The organism is Desulfosporosinus acidiphilus SJ4, from assembly GCF_000255115.2.
Classification (GTDB): Bacteria; Bacillota; Desulfitobacteriia; order Desulfitobacteriales; family Desulfitobacteriaceae; genus Desulfosporosinus; species Desulfosporosinus acidiphilus.
The window spans coordinates 2,584,989-2,604,241 of the sequence record NC_018068.1; the positions used below are offsets into that span (position 1 = coordinate 2,584,989).

General features: G+C 40.4%; 19 protein-coding genes and 2 riboswitches. All 19 genes read left to right on the forward strand.

Translation table 11 applies throughout. The annotated features are described in order from the left end of the window. Positions 1 to 174 precede the first annotated feature (174 nt). The 19 genes from DESACI_RS11810 to DESACI_RS11895 all read left to right on the forward strand — a co-directional run bounded on the left by DESACI_RS11810 (position 175) and on the right by DESACI_RS11895 (position 19,244). Positions 175 to 702 carry a DUF3231 family protein gene (locus DESACI_RS11810; protein WP_014827423.1) on the forward strand — a complete coding sequence of 176 codons (528 nt, stop codon included), beginning with the start codon at positions 175 to 177 and terminating at the stop codon, positions 700 to 702. Positions 703 to 721: 19 nt separating this feature from the next. Continuing rightward, positions 722 to 1,240, forward strand: coding sequence for a DUF3231 family protein (locus DESACI_RS11815; RefSeq protein WP_014827424.1), 519 nt, complete (start codon positions 722 to 724; stop codon positions 1,238 to 1,240). 560 nt (positions 1,241 to 1,800) lie between these two features. After that, positions 1,801 to 2,256, forward strand: coding sequence for a CinA family protein (locus tag DESACI_RS11820; RefSeq protein WP_014827425.1), 456 nt, complete (start codon positions 1,801 to 1,803; stop codon positions 2,254 to 2,256). A 162-nt stretch (positions 2,257 to 2,418) separates the two neighbouring features. Beyond that, on the forward strand, positions 2,419 to 3,783 hold the full coding sequence (locus DESACI_RS11825; protein WP_014827402.1) for an ISNCY-like element ISDsac1 family transposase: 1,365 nt from the start codon (positions 2,419 to 2,421) through the stop codon (positions 3,781 to 3,783). Between the two features lie 297 nt (positions 3,784 to 4,080). Then, the gene (locus DESACI_RS11830) at positions 4,081 to 4,773 is read left to right on the forward strand and encodes a DNA alkylation repair protein (protein WP_014827426.1); all 693 of its coding nucleotides are present in this window, start codon (positions 4,081 to 4,083) and stop codon (positions 4,771 to 4,773) included. Between the two features lie 10 nt (positions 4,774 to 4,783). Continuing rightward, the gene (locus tag DESACI_RS11835) at positions 4,784 to 5,191 is read left to right on the forward strand and encodes a nuclear transport factor 2 family protein (RefSeq protein WP_014827427.1); all 408 of its coding nucleotides are present in this window, start codon (positions 4,784 to 4,786) and stop codon (positions 5,189 to 5,191) included. A 94-nt stretch (positions 5,192 to 5,285) separates the two neighbouring features. Then, positions 5,286 to 5,391: riboswitch (TPP riboswitch) on the forward strand. Positions 5,392 to 5,485: 94 nt separating this feature from the next. After that, entirely contained in the window at positions 5,486 to 6,859 is a 1,374-nt protein-coding gene (gene purF, locus DESACI_RS11840; protein WP_014827428.1) for an amidophosphoribosyltransferase, read from the forward strand. A 27-nt stretch (positions 6,860 to 6,886) separates the two neighbouring features. After that, positions 6,887 to 6,989, forward strand: a riboswitch (TPP riboswitch). Between the two features lie 154 nt (positions 6,990 to 7,143). After that, on the forward strand, positions 7,144 to 8,415 hold the full coding sequence (gene thiC / locus DESACI_RS11845; protein ID WP_014827429.1) for a phosphomethylpyrimidine synthase ThiC: 1,272 nt from the start codon (positions 7,144 to 7,146) through the stop codon (positions 8,413 to 8,415). Between the two features lie 22 nt (positions 8,416 to 8,437). Then, on the forward strand, positions 8,438 to 8,638 hold the full coding sequence (thiS, locus tag DESACI_RS11850; protein WP_014827430.1) for a sulfur carrier protein ThiS: 201 nt from the start codon (positions 8,438 to 8,440) through the stop codon (positions 8,636 to 8,638). Between the two features lie 56 nt (positions 8,639 to 8,694). After that, positions 8,695 to 9,501, forward strand: a complete 807-nt coding sequence (locus DESACI_RS11855) for a thiazole synthase (protein WP_014827431.1) — start codon at positions 8,695 to 8,697, stop codon at positions 9,499 to 9,501. A 2-nt stretch (positions 9,502 to 9,503) separates the two neighbouring features. Then, positions 9,504 to 10,625 carry a 2-iminoacetate synthase ThiH gene (thiH, locus tag DESACI_RS11860; RefSeq protein WP_014827432.1) on the forward strand — a complete coding sequence of 374 codons (1,122 nt, stop codon included), beginning with the start codon at positions 9,504 to 9,506 and terminating at the stop codon, positions 10,623 to 10,625. A gap of 2 nt (positions 10,626 to 10,627) precedes the next feature. Then, entirely contained in the window at positions 10,628 to 11,242 is a 615-nt protein-coding gene (gene thiF / locus DESACI_RS11865; protein ID WP_014827433.1) for a sulfur carrier protein ThiS adenylyltransferase ThiF, read from the forward strand. 5 nt (positions 11,243 to 11,247) lie between these two features. Beyond that, entirely contained in the window at positions 11,248 to 11,871 is a 624-nt protein-coding gene (thiE, locus tag DESACI_RS11870; protein WP_014827434.1) for a thiamine phosphate synthase, read from the forward strand. Positions 11,872 to 12,127: 256 nt separating this feature from the next. Then, positions 12,128 to 12,283: a hypothetical protein gene (locus tag DESACI_RS24545; protein ID WP_207643892.1), complete on the forward strand. Its 156-nt coding sequence runs from the start codon at positions 12,128 to 12,130 to the stop codon at positions 12,281 to 12,283. A gap of 317 nt (positions 12,284 to 12,600) precedes the next feature. Then, positions 12,601 to 13,119, forward strand: a complete 519-nt coding sequence (locus tag DESACI_RS11875) for a molybdopterin-dependent oxidoreductase (RefSeq protein ID WP_014827436.1) — start codon at positions 12,601 to 12,603, stop codon at positions 13,117 to 13,119. Between the two features lie 97 nt (positions 13,120 to 13,216). Further along, positions 13,217 to 14,266, forward strand: coding sequence for a family 8 glycosyl hydrolase (locus DESACI_RS23100; protein ID WP_014827437.1), 1,050 nt, complete (start codon positions 13,217 to 13,219; stop codon positions 14,264 to 14,266). Positions 14,267 to 14,537: 271 nt separating this feature from the next. Continuing rightward, a complete protein-coding gene (locus tag DESACI_RS11885; protein ID WP_242833186.1) occupies positions 14,538 to 16,781 on the forward strand; it encodes a glycosyltransferase in 2,244 nt (747 codons plus the stop codon). A gap of 359 nt (positions 16,782 to 17,140) precedes the next feature. After that, positions 17,141 to 18,391, forward strand: coding sequence for an HD-GYP domain-containing protein (locus DESACI_RS11890; protein WP_014827439.1), 1,251 nt, complete (start codon positions 17,141 to 17,143; stop codon positions 18,389 to 18,391). 178 nt (positions 18,392 to 18,569) lie between these two features. Continuing rightward, positions 18,570 to 19,244, forward strand: coding sequence for a CDGSH iron-sulfur domain-containing protein (locus tag DESACI_RS11895; protein WP_014827440.1), 675 nt, complete (start codon positions 18,570 to 18,572; stop codon positions 19,242 to 19,244). Positions 19,245 to 19,253: the final 9 nt, after the last annotated feature.

Below are 19,253 nucleotides of genomic sequence, written 5' to 3' on the forward strand. Positions count from 1 at the left end.
TGGAATCTCTTGACACCCGCTGAACGACTCAATGATGAAACAGTAGAAAGAAATAGAAGACTATACAAAGAGGGCACTTGCAATGATTGATGCAGTGTCCTCTTTATATATAAGTATAAATGATAAGAATCGGGTAACAATAAGATGAAGAGGATATAAAAGGGAGTATAAAAAATGGTAGATATTATGGATAAAATCCAAAAAGTCGCTGATATCGGTAAATCAGTCAGTGAAAAACAGGAAATTATCAATGTGGTTGAAGTTTTTTATATTTGGGATGTTTTAGTCACTAAGCTGGATGCTTTAGAAAGCATTCAGATTTTTGAGCATATGATTGAAGATAATGATTTGAAGATCATCAAAAGCAAGGTAAAAGATGGCATTCTCAAAGGGATTGAGGATATGGAAATAATAATGCGCGATTACGATTTGCCCTTTCCCATGAGGCCGCCGGCAGATGTTAGTTCAATAGTTTATATGGAATCAGTTAAGGATAGGGATATTTTTCAAATGTTTTATGAGATAATTGCTGCTTTCTTCCCGGTTCTGGGCATAGGTTTTATGCAAAGTACCACTCCAGATGTTAGAAAAAGCCTAAAGAATCACTTGCTCTTAACCATTGAATTACAGGAAATGCTAGTGGAATACGGTAAGTTAAAAGGCTTTTTAAACCATCCACCTGCCTATCGTACATATAATTAGAATAAATGAGGTTGAGACTATGGAGATATTAAAGTCCCTTGAAAAAGTTTCCGAAATGAACAAATCTCTTCGAGAAAAACAAAGAACTATCAATGTAAGCGAGGTCTATCATCTCTGGAATCATTTGATGCAGAGATACAATGTCATGTATATTACTAACCTTTTAAACAGCTCAGTACAAGATACTGATTTTAAGTTAGTCATTAATCACGGAAGCAAAATTCTGATGAAACATATAGAGGCATTAGAAAAGGAGCTTTTGAATTACGGTATACCTTTGCCACTTAGACCACCAAAACAAGTCCAAGAGACGTCAAGTTCCGAATTGATATCAGACAGATATATTTACAGGCGGATATTAAGTGGTATTCAGGCATTTTTACCGGTACATAATATGGCTTTTATTCACAGTACTTCACCAAAAATCAGGGATTTGTTTATGTCGTTTATGAATGAAGAAATGAAAGTATATGATAAATTTCTTGAATATGGAAAAATGAAGGATTATTTAATAAAACCACCTATGTACAGACCTTAGTTGTTAAACTTGATGACAATCTGTCGAGGATTACCATACATGCCGATCCCCGGCAGATAGTACCGTAGTCATCTGGAAAATAATCTGGCAGCCGAGTCACTGCAAAAGGGGTTGTGTAAAAACTTAACTCAGAAAACCAAAAGTGGGGCAAAATAGCCAAAGGCGTTATCATTTCACTGCTATAGTGAAGTGACAACGCCTTTCTTTAGTGATTAGGGAGGCAAAAGTGAGATTGCAATGCGAGGGGAACAAGTTTTGGCACAGTCCCGATTATTTACATTTGAAGAAGAACCTTAAGGTTGAACCAGTCTGATCGGAGATGTTCAAATGTTTTTATCTGAATTCCAGGAAAGGTCATTATCTTTTTATGCCGATATTACTTGGTTGAGATATAATTAAAAAGTTATAATATATAAGTATTTTCGCCTTAAAATGATGATTATTAAGTGCGATACTGGTAGTTAAGTAGTTATATCCGTATTAATTCCCTAATTCCCAAAAGAAAGGTTTGTGAGAGGGAGGAGCTATTCCTCAAACATCATTTAGGAGGCAGAATTATAATGAATGCAGAAAGAGTTGTCGCGTTGCTTAACGAGTTGTCTGCGACAATCACAACGGTTGAGAGCTGTACAGGAGGACATATTATTTCCTCGATTACAGATGTAGAAGGAGCATCGAATGTCACACCAGGGGGGTATGTTACTTATTCAAACCGGCAAAAACTTGCTATTGGAGTTCCTGAAGTTATTATTGAGAAATACGGCGTGTATAGCTTAGAGTGTGCAAAGGCCATGGCTATAGCAGGTCAGAAGAATACTCAAGCTGATTTTAGTATTGGGGTAACAGGGACTTTCACAACTATTGATTTACATAATGAAGACAGCGAGCCAGGAGTTGTCTATTTCGCCGTAGTATTTAAAGCGGAGCAAGCAATAGCTGAAAAAATAAATGTACCGGTCATGAGGAGGACTGATCAAAAACAATTTATTACCGAAATCATACTTAGATTCCCCTGAAAAACTAACCGATATTTTCAAAATGGCCAAAATAAAAGGAATTCCCAAGGATTTGGTAGAAATTTAGAAGTGACAAGCAACCAAATTCTACTACCCTTTTGGAGAATTCCTAGTTTTTAGATTCTCCAAGAGGGTGAAAAAATCCTTTCAGGGGGTCAAAAAATGTTACGTCTTCACAATGAGCAACTTACTATTTGGGATTTTGCTTTACCTGAGCAAGTTCTAGAACTAAGCAAGGAATTAAAGACTATCGATGAACTTCTGGATGATGAGAAATTTATGCGGCCTTTCCTTTCTCGTTGGAATATACGTATTGGCCGACCGACAGTTCCTGTCGAAACCTTTCTTCGTCTCATGTACCTTAAGTTCCGTTATGAGTTTGGTTATGAAACTCTCGTTGCAGAGGTTAGTGACAGCATTAAATGGCGTCGCTTTTGTCGAATTAACTTAGATGCGACAGTTCCTCATAGTACGACCTTGATTAAACTGACTCAAAAGTATGGAGAAGACATCGTTGAACAGCTTAATGAAGCTCTCGTTGTTAAGGCTTCTCAAGACAAGATTACTCGGAGCCGGAGACTTCGCACGGACACAACGGTGACGGAATCCAATATTCATTACCCTACGGATGCTCAGCTCTTGGCCGATGCTATTAAATCGATAACACGCCAAGCTCAAAGCCTTCGAGAAACTGCGGGTTCGACGATGCCCAAGATGATTGAACGCTGTCGTTCAGCGAAGAAGCGAATTTTGGAAATCGGTAAAACACTTAAGCGGCGTAATCATCAGGCTGTTGAAGAAGTTCGTAAGATTACCGATAAATTAGTTGATAAAGCCATTGAAACTATGACTAACGCCCATCAGATTATGGATAAAGCCGAAGAAGCTCTAGGCGAGCAGATGAGCAACACTACAAAACGCAAGATTGAGAAACTCGATAAGGTCATAGTCACCGCCGACAAAATTGTGAATCAAACACTAAAAGTCAACGGCGGAAACACCCACATTTCGAATCGAGTGATTAGTCTTCATGATCCAGATGCACGGCCGATTCAAAAAGGGAAATTAAAGAGTCCGACAGAGTTTGGCTATAAAACAGAGATCACAGAAAATGAAGACCGCATTATAACCGATTATAAAGTTCATGTTGGAAATCCTAGTGATGACAGTCTTTTGGTAGAAACTGTTAAACGTCATATTTCTAAAACAGGAAAAGTGCCATATTCAATCGCTACCGACAGAGGTTACAGCAGCGGTAAGAACCAAAAAGAACTGACTGACCTAGGAATCAAACGAATATCGATGCCTAAAAAGGGCAAGAAGAGTAAAGCACAGGCATCTCACGAAAAGCAGAGATGGTTCCGACGATTGCAAGCTTGGAGAGCTGGCGGAGAAGGTACCATAAGCATTTTGAAACGGAAATATGGTCTAGGGAGAAGTCTGTCCCGAGGCCACCAAGGTGTAAGTACCTGGGTGGGATTTGGGATATTAACCTACAATTTGAGACGAATAGCGGCCCTGATTTAGAGGAAACCGAGAAATGGCAAGGGGTATTTGAGTATAAAGCTTAAAAACTATGTTGTTTCCAGACGAGTTTAAAACGAGTATTTTTTAACCGACTTTTTCAGGGGAATCTACTTAAAAGAGTCTTGGATGTTCTTGAATCTATACAGAAGGCACTCTTAAATTTTAACCTCAAAGAGTAAACTCACCACCGGAATGTTTGGGAAGAAGAAATTTGATGAACAAAACAGCGGCAAGCCGAACAGGAGAAGGCTAATTGATTCCAATTAATAATACTTAGTTGAGGAAAGGTGAAACGATATGAATGGGATAGAAGAAAAAATCCGACGACGGTTATTCGAGCTGCAGGATCTGAAATACAAAGAGTTTGCCAGCAAACTCATGCCGACGGTAAACCCGGATACAGTAATCGGCGTCCGTACGCCGGATCTACGGAAGTTAGCCCGGGAATTTTCCAAAACGCCGGAGGCTTTGGAGTTTCTTAAAATCCTACCGCACGCGTATTATGAAGAAAATAACCTGCATGGCTTCCTCATCGAAACGATCAAGGAATATGAGGGTGCCGTTGCCGCCGTTGAAGAGTTTCTGCCGTACATAGACAACTGGGCAACCTGTGATTTAATTTCTCCAAAGATATTTAAAAAGCATCTGCCTGAGCTCTACGAAAAAATCAATGTCTGGCTGATATCCGGCCGAACCTATACAGTGCGCTTCGGGATTGGAATGCTGATGAGCTTTTATCTCGATGATTCTTTCCGGACGGAGATGCTTGAGCTTGTGGCGGCTACCCGGTCGGATGAATACTATGTCAACATGATGATCGCCTGGTATTTCGCAACGGCATTGGCTAAGCAGTACGAAGCATCTTTGCCATATATTCAAGAACAACGCTTGGAGAAGTGGACACATAACAAAACTATTCAGAAAGCGATTGAGAGCTACCGAATCAGTGACGAAGCAAAGGCGTACCTGCGGACACTGAAAGTAAAATGAGGAATAAGAAATGTTGGATAAACTTGAAGATGATGAACTGAATAATTTCATAAAAGAATATGATAAGTGCTTTCTAGAAAGAAATATAGAAAGATTAAAGTTATTTTATCCTGATGATGACAGCGAATTAGTATATTATGATAATCACAAAAATAATGATACATATTCTGTAGATGAACATCTAAAATTATTGCGAGATTTTTTTCAAAATGGTAAGAAAACCGAATCAGGAGCAGTTGAAGAACTGATAATGGAAAACATTCATTATTTTAAAACAGAAAGAGCTGCGTGTGTATGTTTTTATGCAAGGTATAAAAGTTTTCCTAAACCAGCAGTAAGAACAACAATGTATTTGGAAAGGAACATAGAGGCATGGAAGATCAAGCATGTGCATTGTTCATTCGAGCCAGAAAAATAATCTGCCATTTTCCTCAAAATCCTATCTCTTAACTCTTTAATGATATATACGTTTACATTTACTTCTTAAGTATGACGTTGTATAATAAAACAAAATTAATTGCTAGGGGTGCCCAAAAGTGGCTGAGATAGAGCTATTGCTCTTGTCCCTTCGAACCTGATCTGGTTAATACCAGCGTAGGAAAGCAAATCGTTTAATATTGACTTACATTCATTGAAGCATAGTTTACATGAGTCAAAACGACAGCTTACCAACGGGTAAGCTGTTTTTTATTTGGTCTGGGAGGATTTCCACATGAATTGCGAACATGATAAACCAAAGGAAGAATGCGGAGTATTTGGCATTTTGGGGTCTGAAGATAATGCTGCACGTTTGGCTTTTTCTGGATTAAGGGCTTTACAACATCGAGGACAAGAATCCTGTGGAATAACCATATCTAACAAAATTTCAATGAAAACCTATAAAGCTTTAGGACTCGTTACCAGTGTCTTTAACGATGGAATTCTCGACAGCCTACATGGAAGTAGTGCAATTGGCCATGTGCGTTATTCGACAACCGGCTCGAATCACATCAAAAATGCCCAGCCGTTAACTCTTTCCACACAATTTGGAGAAATCGCTTTGGCTCATAACGGCAATATCATGAATGCCCAAGAATTGCGTTTATCTCTGACCCGGGCCGGTCATCGTTTTGAGAGTACAGCAGACAGTGAAGTAATTCTACATTTAATAAATCAACAAGCTTCTTCCTTGGAAAATGCAATTAGCAACGCATTAAATAAATTATACGGGGCCTATTCTTTAGTTGTCATGACGAACAATGCCTTAATTGGCATTAGAGATCCTTTTGGACTCCGGCCGCTCTGCTTAGGTCGCTTAGGAAAGGCTTACTGTTTAGCCTCTGAAAGCTTTGCCCTTCAATCAATTAACGCAACTTTTATCAGAGATATCGCTCCCGGAGAGATGATAATTATTAATGAAACCGGGATACAATCACATCAAGTAGTTAACACGTCAAAAACATGTTGTTGTGCATTTGAGTATATTTATTTCGCTCACCCAGCCAGCACAATTGATAGTATTAATGTCGAAAAAAGCCGCTTTTGGATGGGGCAAGAATTAGCCAGAGAATATCCCATAGATGCTGATGTAGTGATTCCCGTTCCCCGTTCCGGGCGTCATGCGGCATTAGGCTATGCTTCTGCAAGGCGGCTTCCTTTAGAAGAGGCTTTACTAAAAACTACCCAATATGATCGATCGTTTATACAACCTGCTCAACCGTTAAGAGAACTGGTAGTGACTAAGACCATAAAAGTTCAACCTGAGGTTATCCGTTCTAAACGTGTCATATTAATTGATGATTCCCTGGTACGGGGAACTACTGCTGTCAAGTTAGTTAAACTTATCCGTGAGGCTGGCGCTAGAGAAGTGCATTTGCTTATTGCTTCTCCTCGAGTACAATTCCCCTGTTATTACGGTATCGATATTGCTGAAAAGGCAGAATTAATCGCGGCACAAATGTCAGTGGATAAAATTCGTGAATATTTAAACGCTGATACACTATATTACTTATCACAAGCCGGTTTACTTCGTTCCGTGTTTTCTCAAGACGTTTGTTTAGCTTGTTTTAATAAAAGATATCCGCTGAAACCAAGGATTCCGTACTAGTCAATTTACCATTTACCCAATTTATAAATTAACTGCTAGGGGTGCCGTAACAGGCTGAGATTGAGAGTTCTCTTAACCCTTCAAACCTGATCCGGGTAATACCGGCGTAGGGAAGCAATGTGCGTCTAATGTTGTATTTAGATGAAGGCGGCTTCCACAAGGAAAGTCGCTTTCTTCTTTGTACTTTTAGAATCTTAAAGGAGAGGAGGGCATGCATTTAAGTAAAGCTTAACGTTATTTAATTCTTCAAACAGAGTAAAAAATATTTGAGGAGGCACTTAGATATGACAACACAAATGGCGGCCGCTAAACGAGGCGAAATTACCGAAGCGATGAGAATTGTTGCTCAGAAAGAGAATCAATCCCCTGAAGATATACGGGCACGTGTTGCCCAAGGAACTGTGGTCATTCCGGCAAATATTAATCACCAATCTTTAAGCCCTGAAGGCGTAGGGCAAGGCCTAAAAACGAAAATCAATGTCAACTTAGGGATTTCCAAAGATTGTGCGAATATTAATCTTGAACTGGAAAAGGTACAAACAGCCATTAATATGAAGGCTGAAGCTATTATGGATTTGAGCAACTATGGAAAAACAGCAGAATTTCGTTCCCGTCTAATTAACATGTCAACAGCAATGATCGGCACAGTTCCTATGTATGATGCCATTGGTTATTTGGATAAAAAACTCGAAGATATCACTGTAGAAGAGTTTTTAGCAGTTGTAGAAAAGCATGCCCAAGATGGGGTAGATTTCATGACGATCCATGCTGGACTTAATCGTCAAACAGTGGCCCATTTTCGAAAAAATAAACGCGTCACAAATATAGTTTCCCGTGGAGGTTCGCTTTTGTTTGCCTGGATGGAATTAAATAATCGCGAGAATCCATTTTACGAGTATTTTGACGATCTATTGGATATCTGTGCCAAGTACGATGTAACCCTGAGCTTGGGGGATGGCTGTCGTCCGGGATCCCTTGCGGATGCTACTGATCCTGCGCAGATTGAAGAACTTATCGTGTTAGGCGAATTAACCCTGCGCGCTTGGGAAAAGAATGTTCAAGTTATGATTGAAGGCCCAGGTCATGTCCCTCTCAATGAAATTCAAGCCAATATGTTATTAGAAAAGAAATTATGCCACAACGCTCCTTTTTACGTATTAGGCCCAGTAGTAACAGATATTGCTCCAGGATATGATCACATTACCAGTGCCATTGGCGGTGCCATAGCTGCCGCATCAGGAGCGGACTTCTTATGTTATGTAACCCCGGCAGAACATCTTCGCCTTCCCTCCCTGGAAGATATGAAAGAAGGAATCATAGCTACTAAAATAGCGGCTCATGCCGCAGATATTGCCAAAGGAATCCCAGGGGCTGCCGATTGGGATCTTAAAATGAGTAAAGCAAGACAAGCGTTGGATTGGTCAACTATGTTTGATTTAGCGATTGATCGGGAAAAAGCCGAACGTTATCGGAGAGAATCTTCTCCAACTCACGAAGATAGCTGTACAATGTGCGGAGAAATGTGTCCGATGAGACTGATGAATAAAATTCTGTAATTCTTACCCAGGAGGGCCAACTATGAAGATAACGATTAATGGAGAAATGGTGGAATTAACAGGAAGCCTCAGCCTGCAAAAGTGGGTTGAAGAGCAAAGCATTCCCACGAGAACAGTGATTATTGAGTACAATGGGGAAATTGTTCCCGAGGAACTGTGGAGAAACACTGTCTTAAAACAGGGGGACAAATTAGAGATTTTGAAGTTTGTGGGCGGGGGCTGATTTCGACTCTGCCCGTATTCAAATGGATAGTGAACGGTAATGAAAGTGGAAGGTGAATGATTATGCAGCGAGCAGTCAAACCTGAACAGACAACAGATATATTTGCGATTGGCGGAACGAAACTCAACAGCCGGTTGTTTACAGGAACGGGCAAGTTTTCTAGTCACGAGATTGTTCCCAAAGTCATTGAAGCCTCTGGAACACAAGTTGTAACCATGGCTTTGCGCAGGGTGGACTGGAAAAATTCCCAAGAAAATATTTTGAATTACATACCCGAAGGCATAATCTTGCTTCCGAATACTTCCGGAGCCCGCACAGCGGAGGAAGCAATACGAATTGCACGTCTGGCAAAAGCTGCCGGTTGTGGTCATTGGATTAAGATTGAGGTTATTCAGGATCAACGTTATTTATTGCCTGATAACCAGGAAACCTTGATCGCTACGGAACAGCTTGTCAAAGAAGGGTTTGTAGTTCTTCCCTACATGTGCCCTGATCTGGGGACAGCAAGACGGTTGCAAAGCGTAGGAGCCGCCGCAGTGATGCCTTTAGGGGCTCCGATAGGCAGTAACCGCGGCCTGCAAACGCGGGAACTTATAAGGATACTGATTGAAGAAATCTCGGTACCCATCATTGTTGATGCAGGTATCGGGCGTCCTTCGGAAGCTGCGGAAGCCATGGAAATGGGAGCAGCAGCAGTTCTTGTCAACACAGCCATTGCTACGGCTTATCAGCCCGTGGACATGGCCAAGGCTTTCCGGTTAGCCGTCGAGGCCGGCAGGACTGCTTATCTTGCAGGTCTTGGCGCCCGTCGCCAGGAGGCGGAAGCTTCATCTCCCTTGACAGGGTTTTTAAGGGAGGAATAATTATGTTTTTTGACGAGTTTAAAGCTTGGCAGAAAGAATTAACTCGTTACCCCTTTGATCAGTTCTCTGAGATCCATGTTGAGCGAGCCCTGAGTCACCACCGGCTTGATGAATTTGATTTTTTAGCCTTGCTATCACCCGCTGCCAGGCCCTATTTGGAGCAAATGGCTCTGAAAGCGCATCGGCTGACCCTCCAAAACTTCGGCAAATCGATTCTTCTCTTTACCCCATTATACCTGGCCAACTTCTGCTCCAATCAGTGTATATACTGCAGCTACAATATCAAGAATGAAATTGTGCGGCGCAAATTAAGTTTTACTGAGGTGGAGGTAGAAGGTAAAGCCATAGCGGCGATGGGACTCCAGCATTTGCTGCTTTTAACAGGCGAATCCCGCAAGGCCAGCAGCCCAGAGTATATCGCAGATTGTGCCAAGGTTCTCAGACCCTATTTTGCATCGCTGGGTATTGAAGTTTATCCTCTTGAAATCAAAGAATATCACACTCTTTATGAAGCAGGAATTGACACTTTGACCATTTATCAAGAGGTTTATGATGAGGACATTTATGCCTCTGTTCACTTGGCCGGCCCCAAACGTGTCCATCGCTACCGCTTGGAGGCCCCTGAACGGGCCTGTGAGGCAGGCTTTAGTGGGGTAACAATCGGAGCTCTGCTTGGTTTAGGTGAGTGGAGAAAAGAGGCGTTTTTTACAGGCTTACACGCCGCCTATTTGCAAAGAACCTATCCGGAAGTAGAAGTCGCGGTATCTGCGCCACGAATGCGACCCCATGTCGGTTCTTATCAACCGTTATATCCCATTGGGGATGCAGAACTTGTACAAATTCTTTTGGCATATCGTTTATTCTTGCAACGAGCAGGCATTACCCTTTCCACCAGAGAAAGCGCCGCCATGCGAGATTCTCTGTTACCCTTGGGAATCACCAAACTCTCAGCCGGTTCATTGACCTCTGTAGGAGGCTATGCGGAGACAACGGAAACAGGCAGTGCTCAATTTGAGATATCCGATGAGCGATCCGTGGAAGACGTTGTGAAGATGCTGCGGACTAAGGGCTACCAACCCGTCTTTTGTGACTGGGTTAACCTTCGAGATAAGAGAGATGCTTAAACATGAACCCACTTATTGAAAGCTTAAATAAAACGTTTAGCGAAGAACGTCTATCCCGGCTTACATCAGTTAAGATAGGTATCGGTGGCGCCGGGGGCTTAGGCTCAAATGCTGCCATGCATCTCGTTCGTTCCGGATGCCAGAACCTGACGATTATAGATTTTGACCGGATCGAACCCAGCAATCTTAACCGGCAATTTTACTTTGCCGATCAGGTTGGACAGTTTAAAGTAGAAGCATTAGCCGACAACTTAAAACGAATTAATCCTGATTTACAGCTCAACATCGGCATCGAGAAAATAACTAAGAAAAATGTAGAATCACTCTTTGCGGATTGTGATGTTTGGATTGAAGCCTTTGATTCAGCTGAGACAAAGAAACTGTTCGTTGAAGCCGCTTTCAAACAGGGTAAATATATAGTAAGCGCCTCAGGGCTTGCGGGTTGGGGAAATTCTGATGCCCTGGCAACCCATCAAATTAATACTAAGTTCGTGATGATCGGCGACTTGGAATCGGAAGTGTCGAAGCATAAGCCGCCTATGTCCCCAAGGGTTGGCATAGCTGCAGCTAAAGAGGCTGATACCGTATTAACTTGGATATTAGGACGGGAGGCTTAGGTTTTATGATACTGCCTGAGGGAATTTATGCACTCACTTCAGCCCCGCATTCTTTGGGAAGAAGCAATATAGAGGTATCGAAACAAATCCTAAAAAGCGGGGTTAAAATTCTTCAATATCGAGAAAAGGCAAAAAAACCTAAGGCTATGTACGAAGAATGTCTAATACTAAGGAAATTGACTCAGGAGGCTGATGCAATCTTTATTGTCAATGATTTCCTTGATTTGGCTTTGGCTGTGGATGCCGATGGAGTCCATGTTGGCCAAGATGATCTTCCGATAGATGTTGTACGAAAGATTGTTGGCCCCAAACGTATGATTGGTTTATCGACTCATTCTCCTCATCAAGCACAGGCTGCGGTAAAGAATGGAGCGGACTATATCGGTGTCGGTCCGCTCTATAAGACTCAGACCAAAACTGATGTCTGTGATCCGGTAGGTCTTGAGTATTTACGTTATGTTGTTGAAAACTTGGATATTCCATTCGTCGCGATTGGCGGAATCAAAGAGCATAACTTAGCTGAAGTGATTAGAAATGGAGCCAAAACAGTGGCCCTAGTCACTGAGATTGTAGGAAGTGAGGATATCCAAGGCACGATTTCGAGGATAAATAACATCTTCAATAAATAAATTTAAACTGCTCAAAATTTTTGACCCCTTACTGAATAGTGAGGGGTCAAAAGTTTACTTTTTAGTTATTCAGTTTCGACATGATGGAAACATTATTAAGGTTGTGAGGAGGATTAGAATATCGGAAGAGAAAATCGGAAACAGTATGAAAACTTACAAATGAGAGATATTACACAAGCACCAGACAATTATTTATTACCATAATATGGATAGAGAATAATTTATATGGAGTGAATGAGCATGGATCATTTTGGTATTGGATATGGACACCCAGGTTACTGGGGGCATGGCGGTTATTTTGGTCATGGTTGGGGTCATATGGGATACCCCGGTTTTAGGGGGCATCATCGTTACCCTTGGAGCGGATACGGTCATCCCTACGGTTGGGGTCATTATCACCGCTGGTAATTAATTACCAAAATAACCATTTGAAGAGCACAGAAAATCTAAGCATTTCTGGTATTAGGCAGATTGGTTTTTTTATGCTAAACACGTTTTTGGCTAAACATCAAAACACGAAAATTGGCCCTTAAGCCCGTTTTCGTGTTTTTGGTTAATGGTAACCGGAGGTAGGTGGCCTTTCTGATATTTTGTTATTCTTGATAGCAAATTGCAGGTAAATAAAGGCAGTTCGTGGAATGGGTTTTGAGTCAGAACATTTTTGGGGCCTGATTATCAATTGCACTTAAGCCAAAACTATCTGTAAAGAAGTTGTTTAGGAGGATGTTTATGAAAGACCTTCATGTCATTAGATCATCTTGTCGAATGTGTCACGGAGTATGCCAGGTGTTGGTACATATGGATGGAGATAGAGTCATTAAGGTTACGGGGGATCCTGAGAGCCCAACAAGTAAAGGATACATTTGTCCTAAAGGTATGGCATCTCCGGAACTTCTATATCATCCTGAAAGACTAACCTATCCAATGAAACGTATGGGTGACCGTGGAGAAAATAAGTGGACTCAGATTTCCTGGGAGGAAGCAATTAATGAAATTGTTGAAAAGCTTGATAATGTAAGGGAGGAATATGGTCCGGAGTATTTTGCAATGATGCAAGGTACGGGTCGGCCGTATACCTTGTTTAATGGACGATTTGCCAATGCTTTTGGCACACCCAATTTTGTATCTCCGGGTCATATTTGTTTTTTTTCACGTGTTTCTGCCTCCGGAGTTACCATGGGCGGACTTCCTATAAGTGATATTTACGGATTCGGCGGTAAAACGCCCAAGTGTGTTCAGAGTCTTTGAGGAGTTCAATTAGCAGGGTAAAAAAGTGTTAATCATTTCTTAAACGAGCCCTCAGATAATGAACAATTCGGAACTATTCCGAAAGGAGAGTGACTCTGTGAAACAATTAAATATCGGTTTATTAATAAAGGCAATTATTACATTATCTGTAATCCTTATTTTACTGGGTGCTTTTCTTTTTTACGGTTGGCAAACTTATATTCAGCGACAGGCACGCAGTGCTTATGAAAGTTGGCTTAGTTACATTGTACCAGCGGGTACTAATAGGGACAGAGTTATAAATCCTCAAATGGAAAATAGCACTGTTAGTGAAGGTATAGGATATGGCATGCTTTTTTCTGTGGCGTTCGATGATATTTACCACTTTGATCGTCTTTGGTCCTACGCGAATCATAATCTAGATGCAAAGGGTTTGATGAATTGGAAAATTGGGAAGAATGGTGAGATCCTTGGGCAAGGATCAGCAACGGATGCCGATCAAGATATTGCTTATGCCTTAATTTTAGCTGAGGAGAAATGGCCGGGACGCGGTTATGTTCAAGCGGCAAAACAAATACTCAATTCTATTGTCACCTATGAATCAGATCAAGAAGGATTATTGTTGCCTGGAGACAATTGGGGTAATCCGGAAATTTATAACCCATCCTATATTGCTCCGGCATATTATGAACTATTTTATAAAATAACCGGAAATTTAGTCTGGGAGAAAATAGCTCAAGCCAATTCAAATTGGCTAGTAAAGACCCTTAATAATACAACAGGACTCGCTCCCGACTGGGCTGATCACTTAGGGTATCCTAAAGATAACAATTATGGTTATGATGCAATTAGAGTGCCTATTCGATGGATTTGTTATTATCGACAGAATCATAATGTTAATGCCCGTAATATTTTGGGAAAGGAACTAGGTACCCTGAAACTTTTGGCAAAACGCGGACTCAAGTCTGGATATACTCTCGAGGGCGTCCCGACTGTCAATTTTCTCAATACTGATTATCTGGCATCATTTACAGCGCTGAGCCTTTATAAACCGTACTCCCCATTATCAATTTCTCTAATCTGGAGACTTAGTCATAGCCAAAGTCCAACTTATTATGGTAATGCAATGAAGGTTTGGGTGATGAGTCTAGCCGCTAATAAATTTTAAGTTAGTTTCGGAACAAGAATAAATCTTCCTACTAACTTGTTGAATCAAAATAATGTCTTAATACTTTTTTAGTTATCTATGTATACTTGTTATCTTAGGTGATATTTCGCCTCTTTTAACTATATGGCTTTGTAGTTGAAGGTAATTGAGTGAGAAATGCCGAATATTAGAGTATAAACAGTAATGTTATCATTTTGTGACTTCTTTAGGCATTTAAAATTATCCCAAACAAGTCAGGTGCGTTGAAAGAGGGGAAAAATTCTTGGCAAGAATGTTTATTCTTGTGTTGTTTTTAGTCTTTAATCTTGTCTATTTAGTTTGGCGTACTTTTTGGACTCTTCCTCTAAATGATGGTTTTGTGGCTATTGTCGGAGGATTGGCATTATTGTGGGCTGAAATAGTGGGTTTCTTCGAAATGATTCTGTTTTATCTTACCATCTACAGGATTGACACACTATCTCCATCGTCTTGGGAGGGAGAATACCCGGATGTCGATATTTTTATTGCAACATATAACGAACCTCTCGATCTTTTGTATAAGACTATTGTGGGATGTTTAAATTTAAAGTATCCTAGGCCAGAAGGCGTATTTATTTACGTCTGTGATGATGGCGAACGTGACGAACTGAAACGAATGTGTTCAAGATTGGGTGTTCACTATATTACGCGTACCGAACATGAGCATGCCAAGGCAGGGAATTTAAACAATGCATTAAAGTACTCTAAATCCCCCTACTTAGTCACATTAGATGCCGATATGATACCGCTCCAGGATTTTTTAACACGCACTATTCCTTTTTTTCTCAATGATAAGAAGATGGGTTTCGTGCAAACCCCACAGAGTTTTTATAATCCTGATCCGTTTCAATATAACTTATTTCAGGAACATAGGACTCCAAACGAACAGGATATGTTTTTTCGCTTGATTCAACCCGGAAGGTCCCGATTCAATGCTACAATCTATGCAGGATCGAATACCGTAATTTCCCGTAAAGCCCTTGAAGAAATTGGAGGGTTTGTAACCGGTACTATAACCGAGGATATTGCAACAGGAATGATTATTCAGAGTAGAGGTTATCGTGGCATATACCTTAACGAAGTATTGGCTTCCGGTCTTTCCCCGGAAAATCTGGCTGACCTCTATCAGCAGAGAATTCGGTGGGGAAGAGGTGTTATACAAACTTTTAAATTTCACCATCCTTGGAGTCAATCAGGCTTAACCATATTCCAAAAACTAATGTACACAAGTACCTTAACGTATTGGTATTTTGGCTTCGGTCGTGCGATTTACCTACTTGCTCCTATAGCTTATTCTGTATTTGGGGTTGTGGTTCTGCAGGCAACTGTTAAAGCCGTGCTTGAGATCTGGCTTCCAATGTTTGCACTGTCCACTCTTGTTTTCCGGCTTTTCACTAGAGGCATACGGACTACATTTTGGAGCCATATTTACGATACGATTCTATTTCCCCATGTCTTTCGTGGGGTGATCCTGGAAACTCTGGGGTTTACTATGGCGAAGTTTAAAGTTACCCCTAAAGATAGTGTAACGCGTTCTGAGTTTACTGGGCAATGGCGTCTGGTTAGAGTACAGATCATATTAGCATTATTATCACTCATAGGAATTGGGCGAATCATTGTTGATTTTTTGATTCATGGTTTTACGGCAGCCTATGCTATAAATTTCTTTTGGCTTTCCTACAACTTCATTGTTTTAACGATAGCAATTATCTTTGCCTCAGAGCGTCCAAAGTTTCGTCAAACTGAAAGATTTCCCATCAAGACGGCCGTCAAGGTTTGCGCTGGTGAAAAATACCGGATAGCCTATTCCTATGATATTTCTGAAACGGGTATATCTCTGCTTTTTTCCGAACCTGTGTATTTTGAACCCGATAAACCGCTCATACTGAAAGTTTCAGATCGGAATTACTTTGCAGAATTTCAGGCCATTGTGGTTCATGTTGCCCGACAAACATCATCCTGTTATAAATACGCCTGCCAAATAACAGCTTATGACGAATCAAACTATCAGAACTTACTCCATATTTTATATGATCGCAAGCCAATGCTGCCTGAACATCATCAAGGGCGGAGTTGGAGACTTATCGGAAGCAACATTAAGTATCGAAAGAGTAAATTTTCAGCAATGAACCGTAAGTTACCGCGAATTCCAATCAATAATCGCTTAATTGCTTATGTGAAGGGAAACCTTAAATTTATAGAGGTATTGGATTTTAACTATCACTATGTCACGATTAGATCTGACAAGAATTATCCGGAATTTGATCTCGTCTTAAACACGACTCAGCGTATCCTATTGTATTGCAGATTTGTAAAAAGTATGAAGGAACGTTCACGACGCCAAAATATTCATCTTTACAAGGTTCTCAATTACCGTGAAGTAGCCAAATGTTCATTGCAATGGATCGAATCAAGCCGACGAAGAAAGTTTAGCCGGTGGAGCGTGCCAAAGCCGCCAATTGTTAGAGACAATCAGATCAAACTAATAGGTAAATGAATACTCAACACAGTCTTTTTACTCCGGATGATCTAATATTCCAAGATGACATCTTGGGGTAATTACATCATACATATTGTAGGCTTCTGCTATACTGGCGGGGGTCTTTTTTCTGTCTGGATGTTGTGATGGAAACTAACAAGAGCCGCGCAATTCTAGAGGCTAAGGACGGATCTGTAACAGGCTTGAGATAAAATACCCCTATTCTTCCTCATGTTGTATGTATTAATCATGTTACTAAGGAAGGAAAATGAGTGAAAAATGTAGAATTTATCAAATAATTACATGAATCCTATGTAACTACATGAATGCAGCCCATGAGAAATCAAGTTTGATTTTGGGTAAAAGGGGTGGCGAGTTTGCATACAATATCAAAAATTCATCCTATTAGTTTTATTAAAGGAATGTCAACGGCTCTCGAATTAACAAATAAAGGTATATCAAAGCATCACCTTGAAACTGCAATAATTTCATATTCCATAGCTCAACAACTTCAACTATCTCAGACTTCCTTACAAACTCTATTGTATGCAGCCTTATTACATGATATTGGAGCCGCTTCAAATTGGGAAGAAAAACATCTAATTATGCATAATGATCATCAAGATTCTATCTTTAATCACGCTGAATCAGGGTATAGAATTTTGAAAGATTGCAGACATTTAAATGTACTTTCTATTCCTATAAGATACCATCATGATCGAATTGCAGGGGGAAATCCTAGTGGCTTAAGAGGGCAGGATATTCCGCTTTTAAGTAGAATAATCCATATTGCAGACAGAATTGATGTACTGATTGATGCAAACGATCACATATTTAATCAACGTAATAAAATATTGGATTACATTTCAGATTCAAATATTTTTGATATAGACCTTATAAAAGTGGTCAAGCATCTTGCAAAAACAGAAAGCTTTTGGTTAGACATTGTAAATTCAAGTTATCAAAACGAATTCTTAAGCGATCTAGATTTTTTAGGCAAGTTAATGTTTAATAACGATGAACTTATAGAAATTGCTGAAGTATTTTCCAAAATCGTGGATGAGACATCCCCTTATACGGCAAGCCATTCGAAAAATGTAGCTGTTGTATCAAGCTCCTTAGCTAAAATCTATGGCTATAATGACGAAGAAATTAAAATGTTTTATCTAGCTGGTTTACTGCATGATTTGGGAAAATTAGCAGTACCTAATGAGATCTTGACTATACCTGGAAAGCTTACGGAAAAGGAATTTGATCTTATCAAGCAACACCCCTACTATAGTTTTCGAATACTTAAACAAATTGAAGGATTTACCACTATTGCAACGTGGGTTTCCCAGCACCATGAATTATTAGATGCCAGCGGTTATCCATTCGGGCTCAAAAACGATAAAATTAGTTTAGGGGCACGAATTATTACGGTAGCGGATATTTTTTGTGCATTATCAGAGGATAGACCCTACAGAAATGGATTAAGTGTTGAACAAATTCTGCAAACCATGACCATGATGGCCCTGGAAAATAAAATTGATTCGAAATTGGTTAATTATATTTGCTTAAATGCTGATATGATCCTTAATTTAATTACGAAGAAAGTAATTCCACCGTTTCTTAAGAAACAATGTTAAGAACTTTAAAATGACGGGGCAGACACAACGAACAATGACCTATGGTTTAGTCAAGTCTGGCAGCCCATCGGATGGGGAGTGTTGTGTACAATTCTTTTACGATCTTTACAAAGTAAACAGATAAGAATAAAATGATTTTCGGTAGGATATCGATACGCAAAAGAAAAAGGAGAACCCCATGCAAAAACCTGAGATTAAAATTACACAAGATGGTCCTTATATCGTCACGGGCAACGTACCATTATCTGAGAAAATCATTGTCCCTCAAGGCAGAAAATACGAACTGTTTGAGGGACGGGAATTGCCACAAACCGAAACCTATGCTTTGTGCCGCTGCGGAAAGTCAAAAAACACTCCATTTTGTGACGGTTCCCATGAAAAGGTTGGGTTTGTAGGAACTGAAACTGCGTCAAAGGCTAAATATGAAGACCGAGCGGAATTAATAGGAGGACCAGAGATCGATCTATTAGATGATAACCGGTGCGCTTTTGCCCGTTTTTGCCACAGGGATAATGGTAACGTTTGGGAACTGACTCAAAAATCGGATTGGGGCGACAACAGGAGTGAAGCGATCATTGCAGCGAGCGAATGTTTGGCGGGAAGACTTGTCGCAGTGGATAAAGATGGAAATGAAATTGAACCTGAACTTCAGCCCTCCATCGATATCATCCAAGATCCTGAAAAAAGGGTAAGTGCCGGTATTTTCGTAAAAGGAAATATTCCTATCGTAGGGGCAAATGGTGAAACCTATGAAGTTAGAAACAGAGTGGCGTTGTGCCGCTGTGGGAATTCCGAAAATAAACCTTTCTGCGATGCTACACACGTGCTGACAAAGTTTTTGGATAAGAAATAAGGATTTGGC

Coding starts and splice junctions, on each gene's coding strand:
- DESACI_RS11810 (WP_014827423.1), top strand. CDS start 175: ATGGTAGATATTATGGATAAAATCCAAAAAGTCGCTGATATCGGTAAA.
- DESACI_RS11815 (WP_014827424.1), top strand. CDS start 722: ATGGAGATATTAAAGTCCCTTGAAAAAGTTTCCGAAATGAACAAATCT.
- DESACI_RS11820 (WP_014827425.1), top strand. CDS start 1,801: ATGAATGCAGAAAGAGTTGTCGCGTTGCTTAACGAGTTGTCTGCGACA.
- DESACI_RS11825 (WP_014827402.1), top strand. CDS start 2,419: ATGTTACGTCTTCACAATGAGCAACTTACTATTTGGGATTTTGCTTTA.
- DESACI_RS11830 (WP_014827426.1), top strand. CDS start 4,081: ATGAATGGGATAGAAGAAAAAATCCGACGACGGTTATTCGAGCTGCAG.
- DESACI_RS11835 (WP_014827427.1), top strand. CDS start 4,784: ATGTTGGATAAACTTGAAGATGATGAACTGAATAATTTCATAAAAGAA.
- purF (WP_014827428.1), top strand. CDS start 5,486: ATGAATTGCGAACATGATAAACCAAAGGAAGAATGCGGAGTATTTGGC.
- thiC (WP_014827429.1), top strand. CDS start 7,144: ATGACAACACAAATGGCGGCCGCTAAACGAGGCGAAATTACCGAAGCG.
- thiS (WP_014827430.1), top strand. CDS start 8,438: ATGAAGATAACGATTAATGGAGAAATGGTGGAATTAACAGGAAGCCTC.
- DESACI_RS11855 (WP_014827431.1), top strand. CDS start 8,695: ATGATTATGCAGCGAGCAGTCAAACCTGAACAGACAACAGATATATTT.
- thiH (WP_014827432.1), top strand. CDS start 9,504: ATGTTTTTTGACGAGTTTAAAGCTTGGCAGAAAGAATTAACTCGTTAC.
- thiF (WP_014827433.1), top strand. CDS start 10,628: ATGAACCCACTTATTGAAAGCTTAAATAAAACGTTTAGCGAAGAACGT.
- thiE (WP_014827434.1), top strand. CDS start 11,248: ATGATACTGCCTGAGGGAATTTATGCACTCACTTCAGCCCCGCATTCT.
- DESACI_RS11875 (WP_014827436.1), top strand. CDS start 12,601: ATGAAAGACCTTCATGTCATTAGATCATCTTGTCGAATGTGTCACGGA.
- DESACI_RS11885 (WP_242833186.1), top strand. CDS start 14,538: ATGTTTATTCTTGTGTTGTTTTTAGTCTTTAATCTTGTCTATTTAGTT.
- DESACI_RS11895 (WP_014827440.1), top strand. CDS start 18,570: ATGCAAAAACCTGAGATTAAAATTACACAAGATGGTCCTTATATCGTC.